16 protein-coding genes are annotated in these 16,885 nt (G+C 42.5%); 5 read left to right on the top strand and 11 right to left on the bottom strand.

Annotated elements, in window-relative coordinates:
* The first annotated feature begins 17 nt into the window (after positions 1-17).
* The 5 genes from PHU20_RS05150 to PHU20_RS05130 are packed head-to-tail and all read left to right on the top strand — an operon-like array spanning position 18 to position 3,711.
* Positions 18-587 (top strand): DUF4126 domain-containing protein, encoded by a 570-nt coding sequence (locus PHU20_RS05150; protein ID WP_274824270.1) that lies wholly within the window; start codon positions 18-20, stop codon positions 585-587.
* A 37-nt stretch (positions 588-624) separates the two neighbouring features.
* Positions 625-1,338 carry a 3-deoxy-manno-octulosonate cytidylyltransferase gene (kdsB, locus tag PHU20_RS05145; RefSeq protein ID WP_274824464.1) on the top strand — a complete coding sequence of 238 codons (714 nt, stop codon included), beginning with the start codon at positions 625-627 and terminating at the stop codon, positions 1,336-1,338.
* On the top strand, positions 1,329-2,030 hold the full coding sequence (locus PHU20_RS05140; RefSeq protein WP_274824269.1) for an HAD family hydrolase: 702 nt from the start codon (positions 1,329-1,331) through the stop codon (positions 2,028-2,030). Before kdsB ends, PHU20_RS05140 begins: the two co-directional genes overlap by 10 nt.
* A gap of 4 nt (positions 2,031-2,034) precedes the next feature.
* Positions 2,035-3,162, top strand: a complete 1,128-nt coding sequence (locus tag PHU20_RS05135) for an iron-containing alcohol dehydrogenase family protein (protein WP_274824268.1) — start codon at positions 2,035-2,037, stop codon at positions 3,160-3,162.
* A 12-nt stretch (positions 3,163-3,174) separates the two neighbouring features.
* Entirely contained in the window at positions 3,175-3,711 is a 537-nt protein-coding gene (locus tag PHU20_RS05130; protein WP_274824267.1) for a 1-acyl-sn-glycerol-3-phosphate acyltransferase, read from the top strand.
* 288 nt (positions 3,712-3,999) lie between these two features.
* Here PHU20_RS05130 and PHU20_RS05125 read toward each other — a convergent pair whose 3' ends face one another.
* The 11 genes from PHU20_RS05125 to thrC form a co-directional block, all read right to left on the bottom strand.
* Entirely contained in the window at positions 4,000-4,176 is a 177-nt protein-coding gene (locus PHU20_RS05125; protein WP_274824266.1) for a hypothetical protein, read from the bottom strand.
* Positions 4,177-4,402: 226 nt separating this feature from the next.
* Positions 4,403-5,806 carry a RagB/SusD family nutrient uptake outer membrane protein gene (locus tag PHU20_RS05120; RefSeq protein WP_274824265.1) on the bottom strand — a complete coding sequence of 468 codons (1,404 nt, stop codon included), beginning with the start codon at positions 5,804-5,806 and terminating at the stop codon, positions 4,403-4,405.
* Positions 5,807-5,814: 8 nt separating this feature from the next.
* Complete coding sequence (locus PHU20_RS05115) at positions 5,815-8,841, bottom strand: SusC/RagA family TonB-linked outer membrane protein (protein WP_274824264.1); 3,027 nt, start codon at positions 8,839-8,841, stop codon at positions 5,815-5,817.
* A gap of 364 nt (positions 8,842-9,205) precedes the next feature.
* Positions 9,206-10,144, bottom strand: a complete 939-nt coding sequence (locus tag PHU20_RS05110) for a helix-turn-helix domain-containing protein (protein WP_274824263.1) — start codon at positions 10,142-10,144, stop codon at positions 9,206-9,208.
* Positions 10,145-10,468: 324 nt separating this feature from the next.
* A complete protein-coding gene (locus tag PHU20_RS05105) occupies positions 10,469-10,963 on the bottom strand; it encodes a hypothetical protein (protein WP_274824262.1) in 495 nt (164 codons plus the stop codon).
* A 207-nt stretch (positions 10,964-11,170) separates the two neighbouring features.
* Positions 11,171-11,881 (bottom strand): YebC/PmpR family DNA-binding transcriptional regulator, encoded by a 711-nt coding sequence (locus PHU20_RS05100; protein WP_274824261.1) that lies wholly within the window; start codon positions 11,879-11,881, stop codon positions 11,171-11,173.
* A 217-nt stretch (positions 11,882-12,098) separates the two neighbouring features.
* On the bottom strand, positions 12,099-12,386 hold the full coding sequence (locus PHU20_RS05095; RefSeq protein WP_274824260.1) for a 4a-hydroxytetrahydrobiopterin dehydratase: 288 nt from the start codon (positions 12,384-12,386) through the stop codon (positions 12,099-12,101).
* A gap of 48 nt (positions 12,387-12,434) precedes the next feature.
* Complete coding sequence (locus tag PHU20_RS05090) at positions 12,435-13,256, bottom strand: sugar nucleotide-binding protein (RefSeq protein WP_274824259.1); 822 nt, start codon at positions 13,254-13,256, stop codon at positions 12,435-12,437.
* A gap of 3 nt (positions 13,257-13,259) precedes the next feature.
* Positions 13,260-14,174: a glutaminase gene (locus PHU20_RS05085; RefSeq protein ID WP_274824258.1), complete on the bottom strand. Its 915-nt coding sequence runs from the start codon at positions 14,172-14,174 to the stop codon at positions 13,260-13,262.
* The gene (gene gcvT, locus PHU20_RS05080) at positions 14,171-15,259 is read right to left on the bottom strand and encodes a glycine cleavage system aminomethyltransferase GcvT (RefSeq protein WP_274824257.1); all 1,089 of its coding nucleotides are present in this window, start codon (positions 15,257-15,259) and stop codon (positions 14,171-14,173) included. The genes PHU20_RS05085 and gcvT overlap by 4 nt, the downstream gene beginning before the upstream one ends.
* A gap of 305 nt (positions 15,260-15,564) precedes the next feature.
* The gene (gene thrC, locus PHU20_RS05075) at positions 15,565-16,863 is read right to left on the bottom strand and encodes a threonine synthase (protein WP_274824256.1); all 1,299 of its coding nucleotides are present in this window, start codon (positions 16,861-16,863) and stop codon (positions 15,565-15,567) included.
* Positions 16,864-16,885: the final 22 nt, after the last annotated feature.

Raw genomic sequence — 16,885 nt, 5'->3', positions numbered from 1 at the left:
AGTGTAAAGTATAAGAAATGGACTCTGAGACGATAATCAGTATATTTTTGGGTATAGGTCTAGCGGCATCGGTAGGATTTCGCGTGTTCCTACCTTTGTTCGCCCTTAGCCTTGCCGCTTATTTCGGGGTTTGGGATTTGAATGATAATTGGGAATGGATCGGGAGTATGCCTGCCTTGATAACCCTAGGTATCGCCACTCTAACAGAGCTGTTCGGTTATTTTATTCCGTGGGTAGATAATCTTTTGGATAGTATCGCCATACCGTTGGCCGCAATAGCGGGTACTGCGGTAATGGTATCCACCGTGGCAAATTTAGACCCTGTGGTTACCTGGTCGTTGGCGATCATAGCCGGTGGGGGAACGGCCACCGCCATAAAAGGGGCCGGAGCTTCCTCGCGTTTGGCCTCGACCGCAACGACCGGGGGGTTGGCGAACCCGTTGGTCTCCACAGTAGAAACAGGAGCTGCCGTGGTGGTCTCCACGGCATCGATTTTTGCTCCTGTCCTGGCCGTTATTTTGGTCATAGCCATTTTGGTTTTCGTCTTTACGATTTACCGTAAACTCAGACCAAGGATAAAATCTTAATCAATAACTTAAAGCGAAGAAAGTGAAAATTATAGCAATGATACCCGCACGTTATGCGGCATCAAGATTCCCTGCCAAATTAATGCAGGATCTATCGGGTAAACCCGTTATTGTACGAACCTATGAGGCGGCGATAAATACAAAACTTTTCGATGAGGTCTATGTCGTTACCGATAGTAAGGTGATTTTTGATGCCATTGTGAATGCAGGGGGTAAGGCGATCATGAGCCTTAAAGAGCATGATTGTGGCAGTGACCGTATTGCGGAGGCCGTAACCCACATGGATGTGGATATTATCGTCAATGTGCAAGGGGATGAACCCTTTACGGATCGTGAAAGTTTGGCAAGTGTTTTGAAGGTTTTCCAAGATGATGTTTCCAAGGAAATAGATTTGGCGTCCTTAATGGTGAAAATCCATGATTGGGACGAAATCAGCAATCCGAATACCGTGAAGGTTATTGTCGATAATCGTAATTTTGCCCTATATTTTTCAAGGTCACCAATACCTTATCCAAGGGATAAGTCCATCGAGGATATCTATTACAAACACAAAGGGATTTATGCTTTTCGTAAAAGTGCTTTGATGGACTTTCAGCGATTGCCCATGTTGCCTTTGGAAGCCAAGGAAAAGATAGAGGCCATCCGATATTTGGAATACGGCAAAAAGATAAAAATGGTCGAAACGCATGTCACCGGAATAGAAATAGATACCCCTGAGGATTTAAAAAAGGCCCAAGCAGCATGGAAATAGATTTCAGTAACATAAAAGTAATTGGCTTCGATGCCGATGATACCCTTTGGGTAAACGAAACGTATTTCCGGGATACCGAGGAACTGTTCGCCGAATTATTGGAAGGTTTCGAGACCAAAAATAAAATCGACCAAGAACTCTTTAAAAAGGAGATGGACAATTTGGAACTCTACGGGTATGGTATAAAGGGTTTTATGCTTTCGATGATCGAATCGGCCCTCGAACTCTCGAATAATAAGGTTTCGCAAGCAACGATTCAAAAGATCCTGAATCTAGGTAAGGACATGATCTCCCATCCCGTGGAATTATTGGACGGGGTAAAAGAGGTCCTAAAAGCCTTGAACCATAAATATCGTTTGATCGTGTTGACCAAAGGGGATTTATTGGATCAAGAGCGAAAGTTGGAAAGGTCGGGTCTTTCAAGGTATTTTCACCATGTGGAAGTATTGAGTGATAAGAAAGAACAGAATTATAAGAACCTATTGGAGCATTTGGAAATAGACGTCGATGAATTCCTGATGATCGGAAATTCCCTTAAATCGGATGTATTGCCCTTACTGAACATTGGGGCAAAGGCAGTACATGTCCCTTTTCATACGACCTGGATACACGAACAGGTGTCTATCGAGAACGGGGATTATAAGTATCTGAAAATAAATAGGATTAAGGATATCCTAAACTATTTGAATTAATACTATGGAGTTAAAGGACACGCGTATTAAAAAAAATACGCCTACTGAAGAAAAAGTGGAATATAAGAACTTCCCCATGGTACCGCGTGTGGTTTTCGGAAAAGGAAGTTTTGATCAGTTGGGGACGATTTTAATGGCCAAAAGGAAAAATTCCGAAGCTCCGTTTATTTTTTTGGTGGACGATGTTTTTGAAGGCAAGGCGTTGGTGGATCGCATTCCTGCCATTCTTAACGATCGCATTGTCTTAATATCGGCCGATGAAGAACCAAAGACCCATCAGGTCGATGCCCTTGTACAAAAGATCCGGGAAGATTATGCTGAGGTTCCGTCCGGAATCGTGGGCATAGGAGGGGGTACGGTCATGGATCTGGCAAAGGCCGTTTCCATAATGATGAACAATGAAGGCAGTACCTATGAATATCAAGGTTGGGATTTGGTCAAACGACCATCGATCTACCATGTGGGCATACCTACCATTAGTGGCACGGGAGCCGAGGTTTCCCGGACCACGGTCCTTTTGGGACCTGAAAAGAAGTTGGGGATCAATTCGGATTATACCACCTTTGACCAGGTCGTTCTTGATCCCGATTTAACCATTGGGGTATCCAAAGAGCAATGGTTTTACACGGGGATGGATTGTTTTATCCATTGTGTGGAATCGTTGAACGGTACCTTTTTGAATGCCTTTAGCCAGAGTTATGGGGAAAAGGCCTTTCAGCTCTGCAAGGAAGTGTTTTTAGGGGATTTGCCTGAAGCCGAATCCCGTGATAAGTTAATGATGGCCTCTTGGCATGGGGGCATGAGTATCGCATATTCCCAGGTCGGTGTTGCACACGCGATGAGTTACGGACTCTCCTATTTATTAGGGGTAAAGCACGGAATAGGGAATTGTATCGTTTTCAATCACTTGGAAGAGTTTTATCCGGAAGGGGTGGCCCTGTTCAAGCGTATGCAGGAGAAACATAAAATAGAACTCCCGATGGGCATTTGTGCCGATTTATCACAGGGTGAATTGGATATCATGATTTCCGTTGCTTTGGGAATGGAGCCCTTATGGGAAAATGCCCTGGGAAAGGAGTGGAAAAAAACCATCACCCCGTCCAAGTTGAAATCGATCTACGAAAAGATCTAAGGCCGTCCATTTATGCATACACTCGCTAAGTTTATTTATTTCAGGTTACTCGGTTGGAAGATCGTGGGGGAATTTCCCGATGTTAAGAAATGCCTGTTGGTCGTTGTACCCCATACCAGTTGGGTCGACTTTTTTTTGGGACTCTTGGTTCGAAGGGTCATTAATAAGGACATGAATTTCATCGCCAAGAAAAGTCTCTTTAAACCACCATTTGGCTGGTATTTCAGGTGGATGGGGGGCGCTCCCATAGATCGATCGAAAAGCAGTGACACCGTTTCCGCGATAGCCGGAATTTTCGGGGAAAAGGAAGTTTTCAGGTTGGCCCTCTCCCCTGAAGGAACCCGTAAAAAGGTTGAAAATTGGAAAACAGGGTTTTACTATATAGCCAAGGCTACCCATGTACCCATTATTCTAGTGGCCTTTGATTACGGTGGGAAACAGGTGAAGTTTTCAAAACCCTATTTTCCTTCCGGGAATATTGAAGATGATTTCAAGACCTATAAGGCATTCTTCAAAGGTGTTACCGGTAAAATCCCGGCTTATACGTAAACCGTAACGATATAAAACCCATTCCGGTCGATAGGGGAGTCAGTGAAATAGCTGGGCCTTTGTAGGGTCGGTTGATTCATTGGCAACCAAAATGATGGTTTGTCGAGTAGGCTAGGGATCATGGATGGTAGTACGGTGATTTTCGTTCATAAAAAAGTGAAGCAACCGATTGGGGCTTCCCCACCCGTGGGGATATCAAATAGCGTTGGGTAGTTTCTTCATCCCCTCTTTTTGTCAAGAAACCGATCCGATACCCATAGGGGGCCATATTGGTGTGGATTTTCCTTCTTAATCATTCTTGAATTGATCGGAGGTTCCCTTTTCAAGGTTCTCGATCCATAGATGCTCCACTTGTTTATTGGCATCCCAATCACTTTCTGAAAGGGTGTACACAATTTGCTTTCCGTTCGGCGATAATCGTGGACTCGATACTGCTGGGATATTAAGGAAGTCAATGACCGACATTGGTTTTTTTTATCTCTTGGGCGACCAAGGAGAAACTGAGGAAAAGGATTCCGAAAGTTTTTTTTGCGGATCGAATTTTAGTGGAGGTTTGTTTTTTATAGTATCAATAGCCTAAAGCTGACACTTATGATTTTAATTTAAAAGAAAATGGTCATCACCCTAAAAAAGAATGATGACCATTTTATAGTATCAACCGTAAGCAATTTTCGCTTTGGTGGGTATCACATCAATAACCTGGGTTGGGGGTTATTTCGGTGTTCACGTCCAACTCCGCTTGTGGTATGGGCAATACGAAGTAATCGTTGGGGTAAGAGACCGTACATACCGAAGAAGTACATTGGGTTCTTTCGACCCCTTCTTTGTTTCTGGTCAAATCCCAAATGCGTTGTCCTTCAAAAGCCAATTCTATACGGCGCTCGGTAGCGATGGCTTCTTTAAGTTCATCCCCCGTAGAGGTAATTAAAGTGGCAGAAGGTAATCCACGGGTTTTTATGGTGTTGACATCATCTTGTGCCCCAGAATCGTCACCAAGTTCTGCTCTTGCCTCGGCCCGTATAAGATAAATTTCAGACAGTCTGATGACTTTTGTACTTGTCGCCGCTATAGGGTATTTGTTTACACGGAAGGGTGCGTAATCACCGGTCAGACCATCATCAACGATGTAAAGGTCGTTCCTTGCATCGCCATCAGGGATCAAATCCAATACATCGGCAGAAGGAAGGTAGTCTCCATAATAGTTGCTCAAATACAGACCTGCTACAGATTCCGAACCAAAATGGTCACTATCGGTATATACAAACTCAAAAATGGTTTCGCCGTTGGCATCCAATGCAAAGGAATCGGCATAGGCGGCATTCGTTAATAAGGTATAATCCCCACTGTCTATAACTTCTGTTGCCATTGCTTCAGCATTTGACCAGTCCTCCATATACAGGTATACCCTGGAAAGTAGGGCTTTTACAGCGTTGGCTGATAGGGTTGAGGTAGTTCCTGAAAGTGTTGAATCATCCATTAAAGAAATAGCGGTGGTCATGTCGCTGATCACTTGTGCATAAACCTCGGCAACGGTACTCCTTTCCATTTGGGCCGTAGCCTCGGGAGATTCCAAAGGCAAAGGTATGCCGAAATGGCTGGCATCCGAAGTGTAGGTGTAATGTTGGCCGAATAAGCGAACCATGTCAAAAAATACCAAACCGCGAAGGGCATATGCCGTTCCTACCAGGATGTCCCGAGTATCGGCATCATCACCGGTTAATTCCAAATCGGAGTGGATTACGGTATTGGCGGCATTGATGGCCTCATAACCACGAACCCATAAGTCTTCGGCCTGGGCGTCATCAGTTGTTACCACATACTCTGCATAGTTCTTGATCCGGTTGGCTTGGCTATTTTGTTTTACATCATCAGACATTACATCGGGGATCATTACAAAATAGCGGCCATAGTAATCATTGTCCGACATAATATCGTAAACACCGACTATCGATGATTCAAGATCGTCAACAGATGTAATTGCATCTTCTGTTGCTACCTGCTGTTCCGGGTCGATTTCCAAAAAGCTTTCTGAGCAAGAAAACGAGGTTATTAACATTAACCCCAATAAAATCTTTGTATATATATTCTTCATCATTTGTTTTTTTAAAATTCAAGATCTAATCCAAGGGTTATGGATTTAATAGCAGGGGTAAGTCCTTGGGATATACCATTGATACCTTGTTCAGGGTCAATATACAGGTCCGGGTCACGTGTAATGGTCAATAGGTTGGTTCCCCTAGCATATACCCTTAGCATACTTAGGCCTAGCTTAGAGGTGATATCGCTATCAAAGTTGTAGGCAAACGTTAGGTTTCTCAACCTGATATAAGAGGCATCGTGTAACCATCTAGAAGTGTTGGCCGTATTACTTCCACTGTTGTTTCCCCAATAGAACAAGGGGGTTTCGGCATCGGTAGATCCAGGTAGCCAGCGGTTCTCATAAATATAAGTCGTGGTACTTCTTGGAGTAAGGGCGCCGTCACCTTGAATGAAACGTTCATTGGAGTCGTATATATACTGGTTCCAAGAATAAGAGAATTGACCATCCAAAGAGAATCCTTTGTAGGAGAACGTACTGTTGAAACCACCATAAAAATCGGGGGTGGCACTTTTACCTATAAAAAATCGTTCGGCATCGGAGATATCATTGGTAGTTACCGACCTGGTCTCGTCCGTGTACCATAAGGGATCACCATTGGACTGATCTACACCGGCCCATTCGTAAAGATAAAACGATTGAAAGTCATGTCCTTCAGCCCTCCTTTTGGTGCCATCGGTATAATCGCTTTGAAGTTTGGTGATCTCGTTTTTCAAGAAAGTGATGTTGAATCCTGCATCCCATGAAAAATCATCGGTTTGTAAGATCCTACCGTTTATGGATGCCTCCCATCCATTGTTCACCATTTCCCCGTAGTTTTGGGTATAGTTTTCAAAACCGGTGATCCTGGATACGGGTACATCCAATAGAAGATCGGTTGAATTTTTATTGAAATACTCTATAGAACCGCCCAATCTGTTGTTGAGGAGCGTAAAATCCAAACCAATGTTATAGTTCGTCTGGCTTTCCCATGTAAGTTCGGGATTTGCAAGTTGATAAGGGGATCCCCCTGGAAGACCATCATAGGTATTGGAGTAATCATAAAGTCCCCTTGAGATAAAGTTGTCTATTTCGGCGTTACCTGTCTTACCGTAAGAACCTCTAAGTTTCAGGTTGTTTATAAAAGAGATATCTTCCATAAAGTCTTCCTTGTGAATAGACCAACCTGCACCCACAGAGTAGAACGTACCCCATCGGCTATCGGCCCCAAATCTAGAAGAACCGTCCCTTCGGATACTGGCAGAAAGGAAATATTTATTGTTGTAATCATAGTTTGCCCTGGATAATAGGGAAACAAACGAGTAACTGGATCTGGAAGATGAAGTGTCATAAGAGCTTGAGGCACTCGCCAAATTCCGTACTTTGTCATTTGGGAAATTTTCCCCATAGGCGTATACGGTCTTGTAATTGTTTTCTTGGGCCTCGTACCCAATTAAGGCATCAAAGTGGTGATCTCCGAAAGTTTTGCTGTAACTCAATGTTTGGGTTCCCAACCAGTTGGAATTCTGAATGGTATTTTCTTGTGCATATCCACCTACATTACGGCCATTACCATAATTGGCATTATAATATTGGTATTCATCCACTTGGAAAATATCGAAGTTCCATTGTGAACGGAACGTAAAATCCTGTAAGAATTTAACAGATAGGGCAATGTTGTCCAACAAACGTAGTTGTGAAGTTTCACGGGTATCATCACCACTTAGGCTACCGACAGGGTTGTTACCCCCCATGGGGAAATAGTTTTTGTGTTCTCCGTAATAGTTCCCATTTTCATCTTTAATTGGAATTAATGGGGATAATAAATACGCATTGTACAGGGGGTTGGCCCAGGCGGAACCATCTACGGTACCCAATTGTTTGGTTTGGGAAACGGTAAGGTTATTGGTCAACGTAATATTTTCATTGATTTTCACATCAATATTCGCTCTAGATGATAGACGCTTGAATTCGGTCCCGATCAAATGGCTTTCCTGATCGAAATAAGAGCCGGAAACATAGTATCTGACATTTTCCGTTGCTCCGGAAACCCCTAAATTGTATGATTGGTTTAAACCTGTTCGGGTAACGGCATCCAACCAGTCTGTACTGATCATTTCCCCTGTTTCCGGGTCGTACATGTCGATAAAAGTATCTATAAGTTGCGCTTCGGCCTCCTCATAGGTCATGGATCCGTTGACGGTGTAACCGGAAATGTAAAGGTCTTTATACTGCTCCCCTGTTAAAGGTTTCAATAATTTATTGGATGCAACGGAGTTGAATCCTGTTTGAATACCCAATTGGATTTTTGGTTTTCCCGTTTTTCCTCTTTTGGTGGTAATCAATATTACCCCATTGGCACCCCTGGCACCATAAATTGCCGTTGCGGAGGCATCTTTTAGAACCGAGATACTTTCTATATCGTTAGGGTTTAAGGTAGACATGATATTGGTACTGCGATCGCCATTATCATTAAGACCTGCGAAACTACCGGCGGTAACAATGGCGCCGTCTATAACATAAAGCGGTTCGCTGGATGCTGAAATGGATCCGATCCCCCTGATCCTGATCTGTGAATTGGAACCTGGAGCACCATCGCCTCCGCTAGATTGAACCCCAGACATATTTCCCTGAAGGGTTTGTTCAAAAGAAGCGACAGGGACTTGCTCTATCCTGGAATTGTCCATTTCGGCAATGGCACCGGTTAGGGCTTCTTTCTTCTGTTGGCCATAACCCACAACAACGATTTCCCCTAACGTTTGCACCGTAGGTTCCATAGTTACGTTTAGGGTACTTTGACCGTTAATGGGAACTTCCAAAGAGCTGAATCCCATGTACTGGAATACCAATACACCTTTGGAATCCGCATTGATGGAATAGTTTCCGTCAAAGTCCGTTGTGGTTCCTGTTGTTCCTCCCTTAACGAGTACGGTGGCCCCAATGACCCCTAAACCGTCGTCGGAAGAAACCACTTTACCGGTCACTGTGATCGACTGGCCGTAGGCAAAGCCAAGGGCTCCAAATATCAGTAATACTGATAACATTTTCCTCATAATCTTTTGTTTTAATTAGGTTGGTTTACTTGAAAATCTTTCTTAGTCCATATTTCCGCATCTTGGAGATTGAAGTGAGATCGTCTGATCTAGGTGGAATTTCCTACTTCCATATGGGTTTAGGTCATGGGTAGGGTCGAACAATCCAATTCAATGCCAGAAATGTTAAAAAATATTGAACTAAGTAAAAATCTAAACTACCTAGAATATAAATCGAAGTGTGTGCTTTTAATGCTATTTTAAGAGAAAGGATTTATTGTATTCATTTTAAAAAGCACAAAGAATGTATTATCGAATATTTTTGTGTTAAAAAATTGTGAAATTTATATTAAGGTTTTGAAAGGGGTGTTTGGGGAAGTTATTTCTATCTTGAACGTAAGTTTAGTGGGCTCAATCCGTATTTCTTTTTAAAGGCCCTGGAAAAAGAGCTAGGGTGGTCATAACCTACTTCAGCGATAATGTGGGAAATGGGCATATCCGAATTTATTATCAAATCCTTGGCTACGGATAAACGCTCGGTGGCCATAAACTGTAGGGGGGTACAATCAAAAACTTCCTTAAAACTCCTTAAAAAATGATAAGGGGACATGGAGGCTTGTGCACTTATTTGGTCAAGATGCAGTTTTTGGTTTAAATGGGACATCATAAAATCCTTGGATCTATGCAGTCTCTTGTACAATTCCATTTTGGTGGAATCTTTTTTTGCTGATAGGTGTTGTAGCTTTTCTTCAATTTTCAGATGGTTCCTGTATACATCCTTCAAGATGTTAAACCTCATTTCCTCATAATACATTTCATTTTTAATACCAATTTGAATGGCATGGGCCAAATGAATTAAAAGTTGGTTGAGTTCATCGGACATTTCATAGCTGTTGGGCAATAACTCCACATCCCAAATGGAATTTCCCTGGGTGTTATCCAATAGATCTTTCAAAGAGGTGTCCAGACTTTCCAAAATTGCTCTAAGATCCTCGGTACCATAAGCTATTACTACCGCTTCTGTGGGGTAGTGGGATTCGATTTTGGTAGAAAACACTTGATTTTCCTGAAGAACCAAAAACCTGTTTTGGTTCAGGAGTATGTCTTCATTGTTTACCATATAGTGTTGATAACCTTTTAGGACGGCCCTTATGGTATATCTGGAGTGATGGTCTGCGGATTCCAGTCGATCCGTTTTGATGTAAAATGCATTACCAAATGCCTTGTTGTATTCGTATCCATGAAGCGAACAATAATTGTTGTCATGGTAAGGTGTGTGTAACGAATCACAATAAGCACAGTATGAATTGGGGGGAATATTCATATTTACGGCTAAAAGTTTAATCAGCTCTTAATTATCCAATGTAGTAGTTAAATTATAGCATAATCGAGCATTGTTATTTCAATTTTGTCTTAAAAGGTGCAATTTAAAAATAATATGCTATTGTACTAAGATTTACTAAGTTTTAACGAACGGGGATGGTGGCTTCGTTCGTATGATCCAAGTGTCCATTTTCCATGGATGTTGATTTTTGATGTTGACAGCTTGGATTTTATGTACTACAATTACGTTATGGATATTTTTTGGATGGTTTCCTCAGGAACATGACCTACTTGTGAACATGAATGGCCGGATTCCGGCTTGTACCTATACCTTAACGAAGGTAAAACTGATACTGGCCGATTCGAAAGTGCCATCATCGTCAAAATCATATGCCCCGGTATCGACACCTCCATTTATTGAGAAGGTGTCCCCGGAAAGGATTGCTCCATAGCTGTCCCAATCCCCGGGATAATCATCCCATGCGATAGCGAAATAATAATCCCCTTCCCATTTTTCCCAGAACATTTCCCCACTCAAAGTGAATGCGGAACGATCGGCAGGTTCTATGGTCAATGTAAATCTGCCGTTGCTTTGTACGGATATGGATGATGATCCGCCATCGCCAATAAGGTCCACATTTGTGTTGTCGCTATCACTGGTAAAAGATGCCGAAGTAGCCTCCCAATTCCCGGCCAATTCACTGATTGCAAATGGTCCTCCCTCTTTTACGAGCGGGTCCGAACCATCTTCCCCACAGGAAATAAACGCAAATAGGATAAGTGTCGTGAAGAAAGCCAATGTTTTCAATGTGTTTTTCATGATTTTTAAATTTGTTGATGAACATAGTTGGCCATGTTACCTAAATGACCTAGCTAAAAATAACCGCGCAAAGGGTTATTCTAAATGACTTGCGTCAATCAGGGTAAAATAAGACAAGGTAAAAAGATAAGTTTCCGGGGTATTGTCCGGGTATGTTCTACTAAAAGCGGGAAGTAAATTTAGGTAACCCTTGTGGGGCAGGTGTGTTTATTCCTCCATGGTATGGTAGACGTTCTGGACATCATCGTCCTCTTCGATTTTTTCCAATAATTTTTCCACATCGGCCACTTCCTCTTCGTTAAGTTTCTTGGTCACTTGTGGAATGCGCTCGAAACCTGAAGACAATATCTCTACTTCCTTACGTTCCAATTCTTTTTGAATGGCGCCAAAACTTTCAAAAGGTGCGTAGATCAAAATGCCATCATCGTCGACAAAAACCTCTTCGGCCCCAAAATCGATCATTTCCAGCTCGAGTTCCTCGGGGTCTATTCCTTCCGCATTGATCCTGAAATTACAGGTGTGGTCGAACATGAATTCCACCGATCCGGAGGTGCCTAGGCTGCCATTGCATTTGTTGAAATAACTACGGATATTCGCTACGGTCCTGGTATTGTTGTCCGTGGCGGTTTCGATTAAAATGGCAATTCCATGAGGGGCGTAACCTTCGAACAATACTTCTTTATAATCCCCAAGACTTTTATCGGTGGCCCTTTTAATGGCCCTTTCGATATTGTCCTTGGGCATATTCACCGATTTGGCATTCTGAATTACCGCTCTAAGCCTTGAATTGGAATCAGGGTCAGGACCACCTTCCTTTACGGCCATAACAATGTCTTTGCCTATACGTGTGAACGCTTTGGACATAGCGGACCATCTTTTCATTTTACGTGCCTTCCTGAATTCAAAAGCTCTTCCCATAATTTGATGTATGAAATATTTTAACGGCTGTAAATTTAAGAAAATTTAGGAGTATTACGATGCTTTGGCCAAGTATAAGTTCATGGGTGAAAACATCGATGGAGGTGTATCCCGATAAGGATTGCGATCAGGGTTCCAAGTTTTTGATTTAGGCGAAGTTACCTAAATATTCAAGGCCTTTACGAAACTCGAAAATGTCGCTTTGGGTAGTGTATCCTTATTCGCTTTCAATAATTTCCTCAATGCTCTGGGCCAATTTAAAATCTTTTAGGGTGACCCCCCCGGCATCGTGCGTGTTCAACCGAATGGTCAGGGTGTTATACACATTACTCCAATCGGGATGGTGGTTTTGGGCCTCACATTCAAAAGCAATGCGGGTCATTATCGAAAAGGTTTCCTTGAAATTCTTGAATTCGAAAGTGGTCTGTATCGCACCGTCAATATATTCCCAGCCTTTCAATGCTTTAAGTTGTTGTCGGATTTCGATTTCACTGAGCTTTGCCATAACGTCGTTTTTATCAAAGTTATAAAAGCAAATGATATAAAGGGGACATTATTTCAAAAGATGATGGTCAATGATGTCCTGATAGGTGGTTTGTAGGTTCTTGGGAAGTTTATTGGTTTTGGCAAGTACGGCCAAATAACGATCCTCATTTGTGGTATAGACCCTTTTGTAGATCGGGTTGAATTCCCCTATGCGTTCTACCACTTCCTTGATAAAATCCTCATGGTGCACCAAATCATTGCTTCCTAAATGGAAAATACCGCTTTTATCCCGATTGATCAGAAAATGTAATTGCTGTGACAGTTTATCGTCATGGGTCACATTCATTATCAAATTGGGAAAAACCTCTATGGGTTCGTTATTCCAAATCAGTTTTTTGATTTCTTTGATTCGTGGGGAAGTATTGCCAAAAACCATGGGTACCCTAAGAATTGCGTATTTGTGGATAGGTAGCCTCATGATCATATTTTCGATCTTGATCTTTAACCTGCCATAAATACTTTCCGAAAGGGTTTTGTCATTTTCGTAGGAAGGGTATTTGCTATAGGCGTCGAAAACATTCGCGGAAGATAGGAAGATAATCTTGCAATTGTGTTCGGCTACGTATTCTACCAAATGTTGGTGGCTTTGTATCTGGGAAGCGAAGTTTCCCCGTACGGCAGAAATTATTATTTGGGGCCGTACCTTTTCCAAAACCTGAAAAATGTCATCGCTCTCCTGATCGTATTTAAGAAACTGTTGGTTGCTTTCAAAAGTCCTTCGGGCAGCATTATAGGTGCCATAGGTATCAAAATAAGAGCGAAGTTCCCGATAAAAGGCATTGCCTAAAAAACCGCTTGCACCTAATATGAGAATCTTTTTTGAATCCAACTTCTAAAAAATTGATTGGGTGGTTTTTGTGGTAAGTTTCTCCAGGGCTTGCATTCCAAGTTTGGAATTTCCTTTTTTGTTCAAACCGGGAGACCACGTGACTACCGAAAAATTGTTGGGTAGCACTGCGGCGATACCACCACCAACTCCACTTTTTCCGGGCAATCCGACCTCAAAGGCAAATTCGCCGGCCTCGTCGTAGAATCCACAAGTCAACATCAGGGCATTTATTCGCTTTACTTGGGTAATATCCAAGTATTTTTTTCCTTTTTGGCACTTTCCGTTGTTCATGAACATATAGAATGCATTGGCCAGTTGCCTGCAGTTCATTTCAATGGAGCACTGGTGGAAATAAAAATCAAGTACCTCGTCAACATCGTTCTTCAGGTTCCCATAGGATTTAAGCAGATTGGCTGCGGCAATATTGGTATAACCCGTTTCCTTTTCTGAATTGGCCACCTTTTCATTAAAACCAATAGTATCATCATCCGTTAACCGACGGATAAAATCCAGGAAGTCTTCCTTGGGGTTTTCTAGGTGGGATACCAGCATATCGGCTACAACCAAGGCACCTGCATTTATAAGTGGATTCCTGGGGATACCGTTTTCAAATTCCAAAAGCGATAAATGATTGAAAGGGTCACCAGAGGGTTCAACATCCACCCGTTCCCAAATGGAATTCCCGAGCATGGCAAAACATTGGGAGAGGCTAAGGACTTTTGAGATACTTTGGATGGAAAATAGTTCATCGGCATTACCGGCCGAATAATGGTTCCCAATGGAATCCGTAAGATGGATACCCAGTTTATTGGGGTCTATTTTCGCCAATTCCGGAATGTAGGAGGCGACGTTCCCTTTATCCTCAACACCTTTCAATTCGGAATGTATCGTGTTTATGATGTGCTGGTAATCGATCATTTATTTTTATAAAAAGGCAGTTTGACTATTGTCGCCGCTACGGCTTTCTTTCGTATTTGAATAAAGATCTTGTTACCTGCTTCGGAATATCGGGTGGGAACATAGCCCATACCGATTCCTTTGCCCAATGAAGGGGACATGGTTCCCGAGGTGACTTCGCCAATGGTTTTTCCTTCCGCATCCACAATATCGTATCCGTGTCTGGGAATACCGCGTTCATCCAATTCAAAGCCAACAAGCTTCCTTTTGGGACCAAGTTCTTTTTCTTTTTCGAGGGCTTCACTGTTTACAAAATCCTTGTTGAATTTTGTGATCCAGCCCAAACCGGCCTCAAATGGAGAGGTTTCGTCGGTAATATCATTTCCATATAAACAATATCCCATTTCCAATCGCAAGGTGTCCCTTGCTGCCAAACCTATGGGCTTGATACCGAAATCGGCTCCTGCCTCAAAAACCCTATCCCATACTTGTTTTGCTTCACTATTCTTGCAATAGATTTCAAAACCACCGGAACCGGTATATCCCGTAGCGGATATAATAACATGATCCACACCCGCAAAATCCCCGACAACGAAATTGTAGAATTTGATGCTGTTTAAATCCACTGATGTTAAACTTTGCATGGCTTCAACGGCTTTAGGGCCTTGTATGGCCAAAAGGGAATAATCCCCTGAAAGATCTTTCATCCCGGCCTTGAAGTCTTCATTGTATTTTGAGATGTGGTTCCAATCTTTCTCTATGTTTGAAGCGTTGACCACTAACAGGTAGGTTTCTTCCTTAATACGGTATACGATCAAATCATCGATAATGCCACCGGTTTCATTGGGTAGGCAACTGTATTGGGCCTTGCCAATACTAAGTTTCGAGGCATCGTTTGAGGTGATTTTCTGTATAAGTGATAAGGCATTCGGACCTTCGATAAGGAATTCACCCATATGGGATACATCAAAAACTCCGACCCCGTTTCTGACGGTTTCGTGTTCAATGGTAACGCCTTCATAGGAAACAGGCATGTTGTACCCTGCGAATGGCACCATTTTAGCCCCTAGGGCTTCGTGGGTTTTGGTAAGTGCGGTATCTTTCATTCTTATCTCTTTAGAGCGGCAAAGCTATTGAATAATTTAAGGATACAAAAGGAGTTGTTTTCCAATTGCGGCAATGACCATGTTTATGAACACATTGTCAATGGCAAAACATGGGTTTTAACGCCTGTGTTGGGGCAATTTAAATGGGGTAAAAGTAAAACCCTTTCCCGATCATATTGATATTGCAGGGGGTGTGGACAAAACTGTTCCCTGGGATTATTTAACCTATTTCACCCCGAAACGTTCCAAAGCTGTTGGTTTGTACGGGAAGGATTTCCTTCTAAGGTGTTGATCTTGGGAAAGTATTATTCCCGTTTCAGCAAATAACTTTTCAATTCTTCATACGTACCTATCTTGATTGAGGATTTTTCCTTACCCATTACTTTTTTGATCTGGGGAGGGAGTTCCAAGGTGTGGCCAATGGTGTCCTCTACGACATCCAAGAATTTTACGGGGTGGGCGGTTTCCAGAAATACCCCATAGGTTTCAGGATGGTCTTTTAGATATTTTTGAAGTCCTAGATATCCGACGGCACCATGGGGGTCCGCTATATATTGCGATGTTTTATAGATATGCAACATCGCTTTCCTGGTCTCTTCGTCAGTGAATGGGAAAGAGCTAAGGTTTTCTTTTAATTTGTCGAAATCGTCGTGGTGTAAATGTCTTATGCGAATGAAATTACTGGGGTCCCCAACATCCATGGCATTGGAAATAGTGGCTGATGAGGGCTTTGGATTGTATTCCCCGGACTGCATGAATTCGGGTACCGTATCGTTTACGTTCGTGGCCGCGATAAAATGGTCAACGGGCATGCCCAATCGTTGTGCCACCATACCGGCACAAATGTTCCCGAAATTGCCACTTGGAACCGAAAATACCAATTCCTTACCTTTTGACTTTATTTGTTTATAAGCGATCAGAAAATAGAAGAGTTGGGGTAGCCATCGGGCCACGTTAATGGAGTTCGCCGATGTCAATTGCATCTTTTGCAATAGTCCTTCATCCAAAAATGCGGTTTTTACCATTTTTTGACAATCATCAAAAGTACCGTCAACCTCTAATGCGGTAATGTTGCGTCCTAAGGTGGTCAATTGTCTTTCTTGGATGTCACTGACCTTTCCACTAGGATATAATATGACCACTTTTACGCCCTCGACCCCTAGAAAGCCATTGGCTACGGCTCCACCCGTGTCTCCTGAGGTAGCTACTAAAACGGTGACCTCATTACTTTCGTTTCCTGAAAAATAGCCAAGACATTGGGCCATAAAACGTGCCCCTACATCTTTAAAGGCCATGGTAGGCCCATGAAAAAGCTCCAAGGTGGCGATTTGATCCTCGATTTCAACAACAGGAAAATCAAAGTCCAAAACGTTCTTGATGATTTTGCGTAGTTCCCCATCGGGAATGTCCGCATTTACGAATTGGTGAATGGCCGTAAAGGCTATTTCTTCATTCGATAACGTTTCAATGTTTTCAAAAAAACTTTTTGGTAAAGGGGTAATGCTTTCAGGAAAGTAAAGTCCCTTGTCCGGGGCGATTCCTTGGATTACCGCTTCTTTAAAAGAAACATTCGGTGCTTTTTTGTTTAGGCTGTAAAAATCCATGTTTTCAAATGGGTCGTTCCCT

The sequence above is a fragment of the Maribacter polysaccharolyticus genome, from assembly GCF_028882255.1.
Classification (GTDB): domain Bacteria; phylum Bacteroidota; class Bacteroidia; order Flavobacteriales; family Flavobacteriaceae; genus Maribacter_A; species Maribacter_A polysaccharolyticus.
Note: the sequence above shows the minus strand (reverse complement) of the source record. Positions and strands in the feature narration are given on the sequence as shown.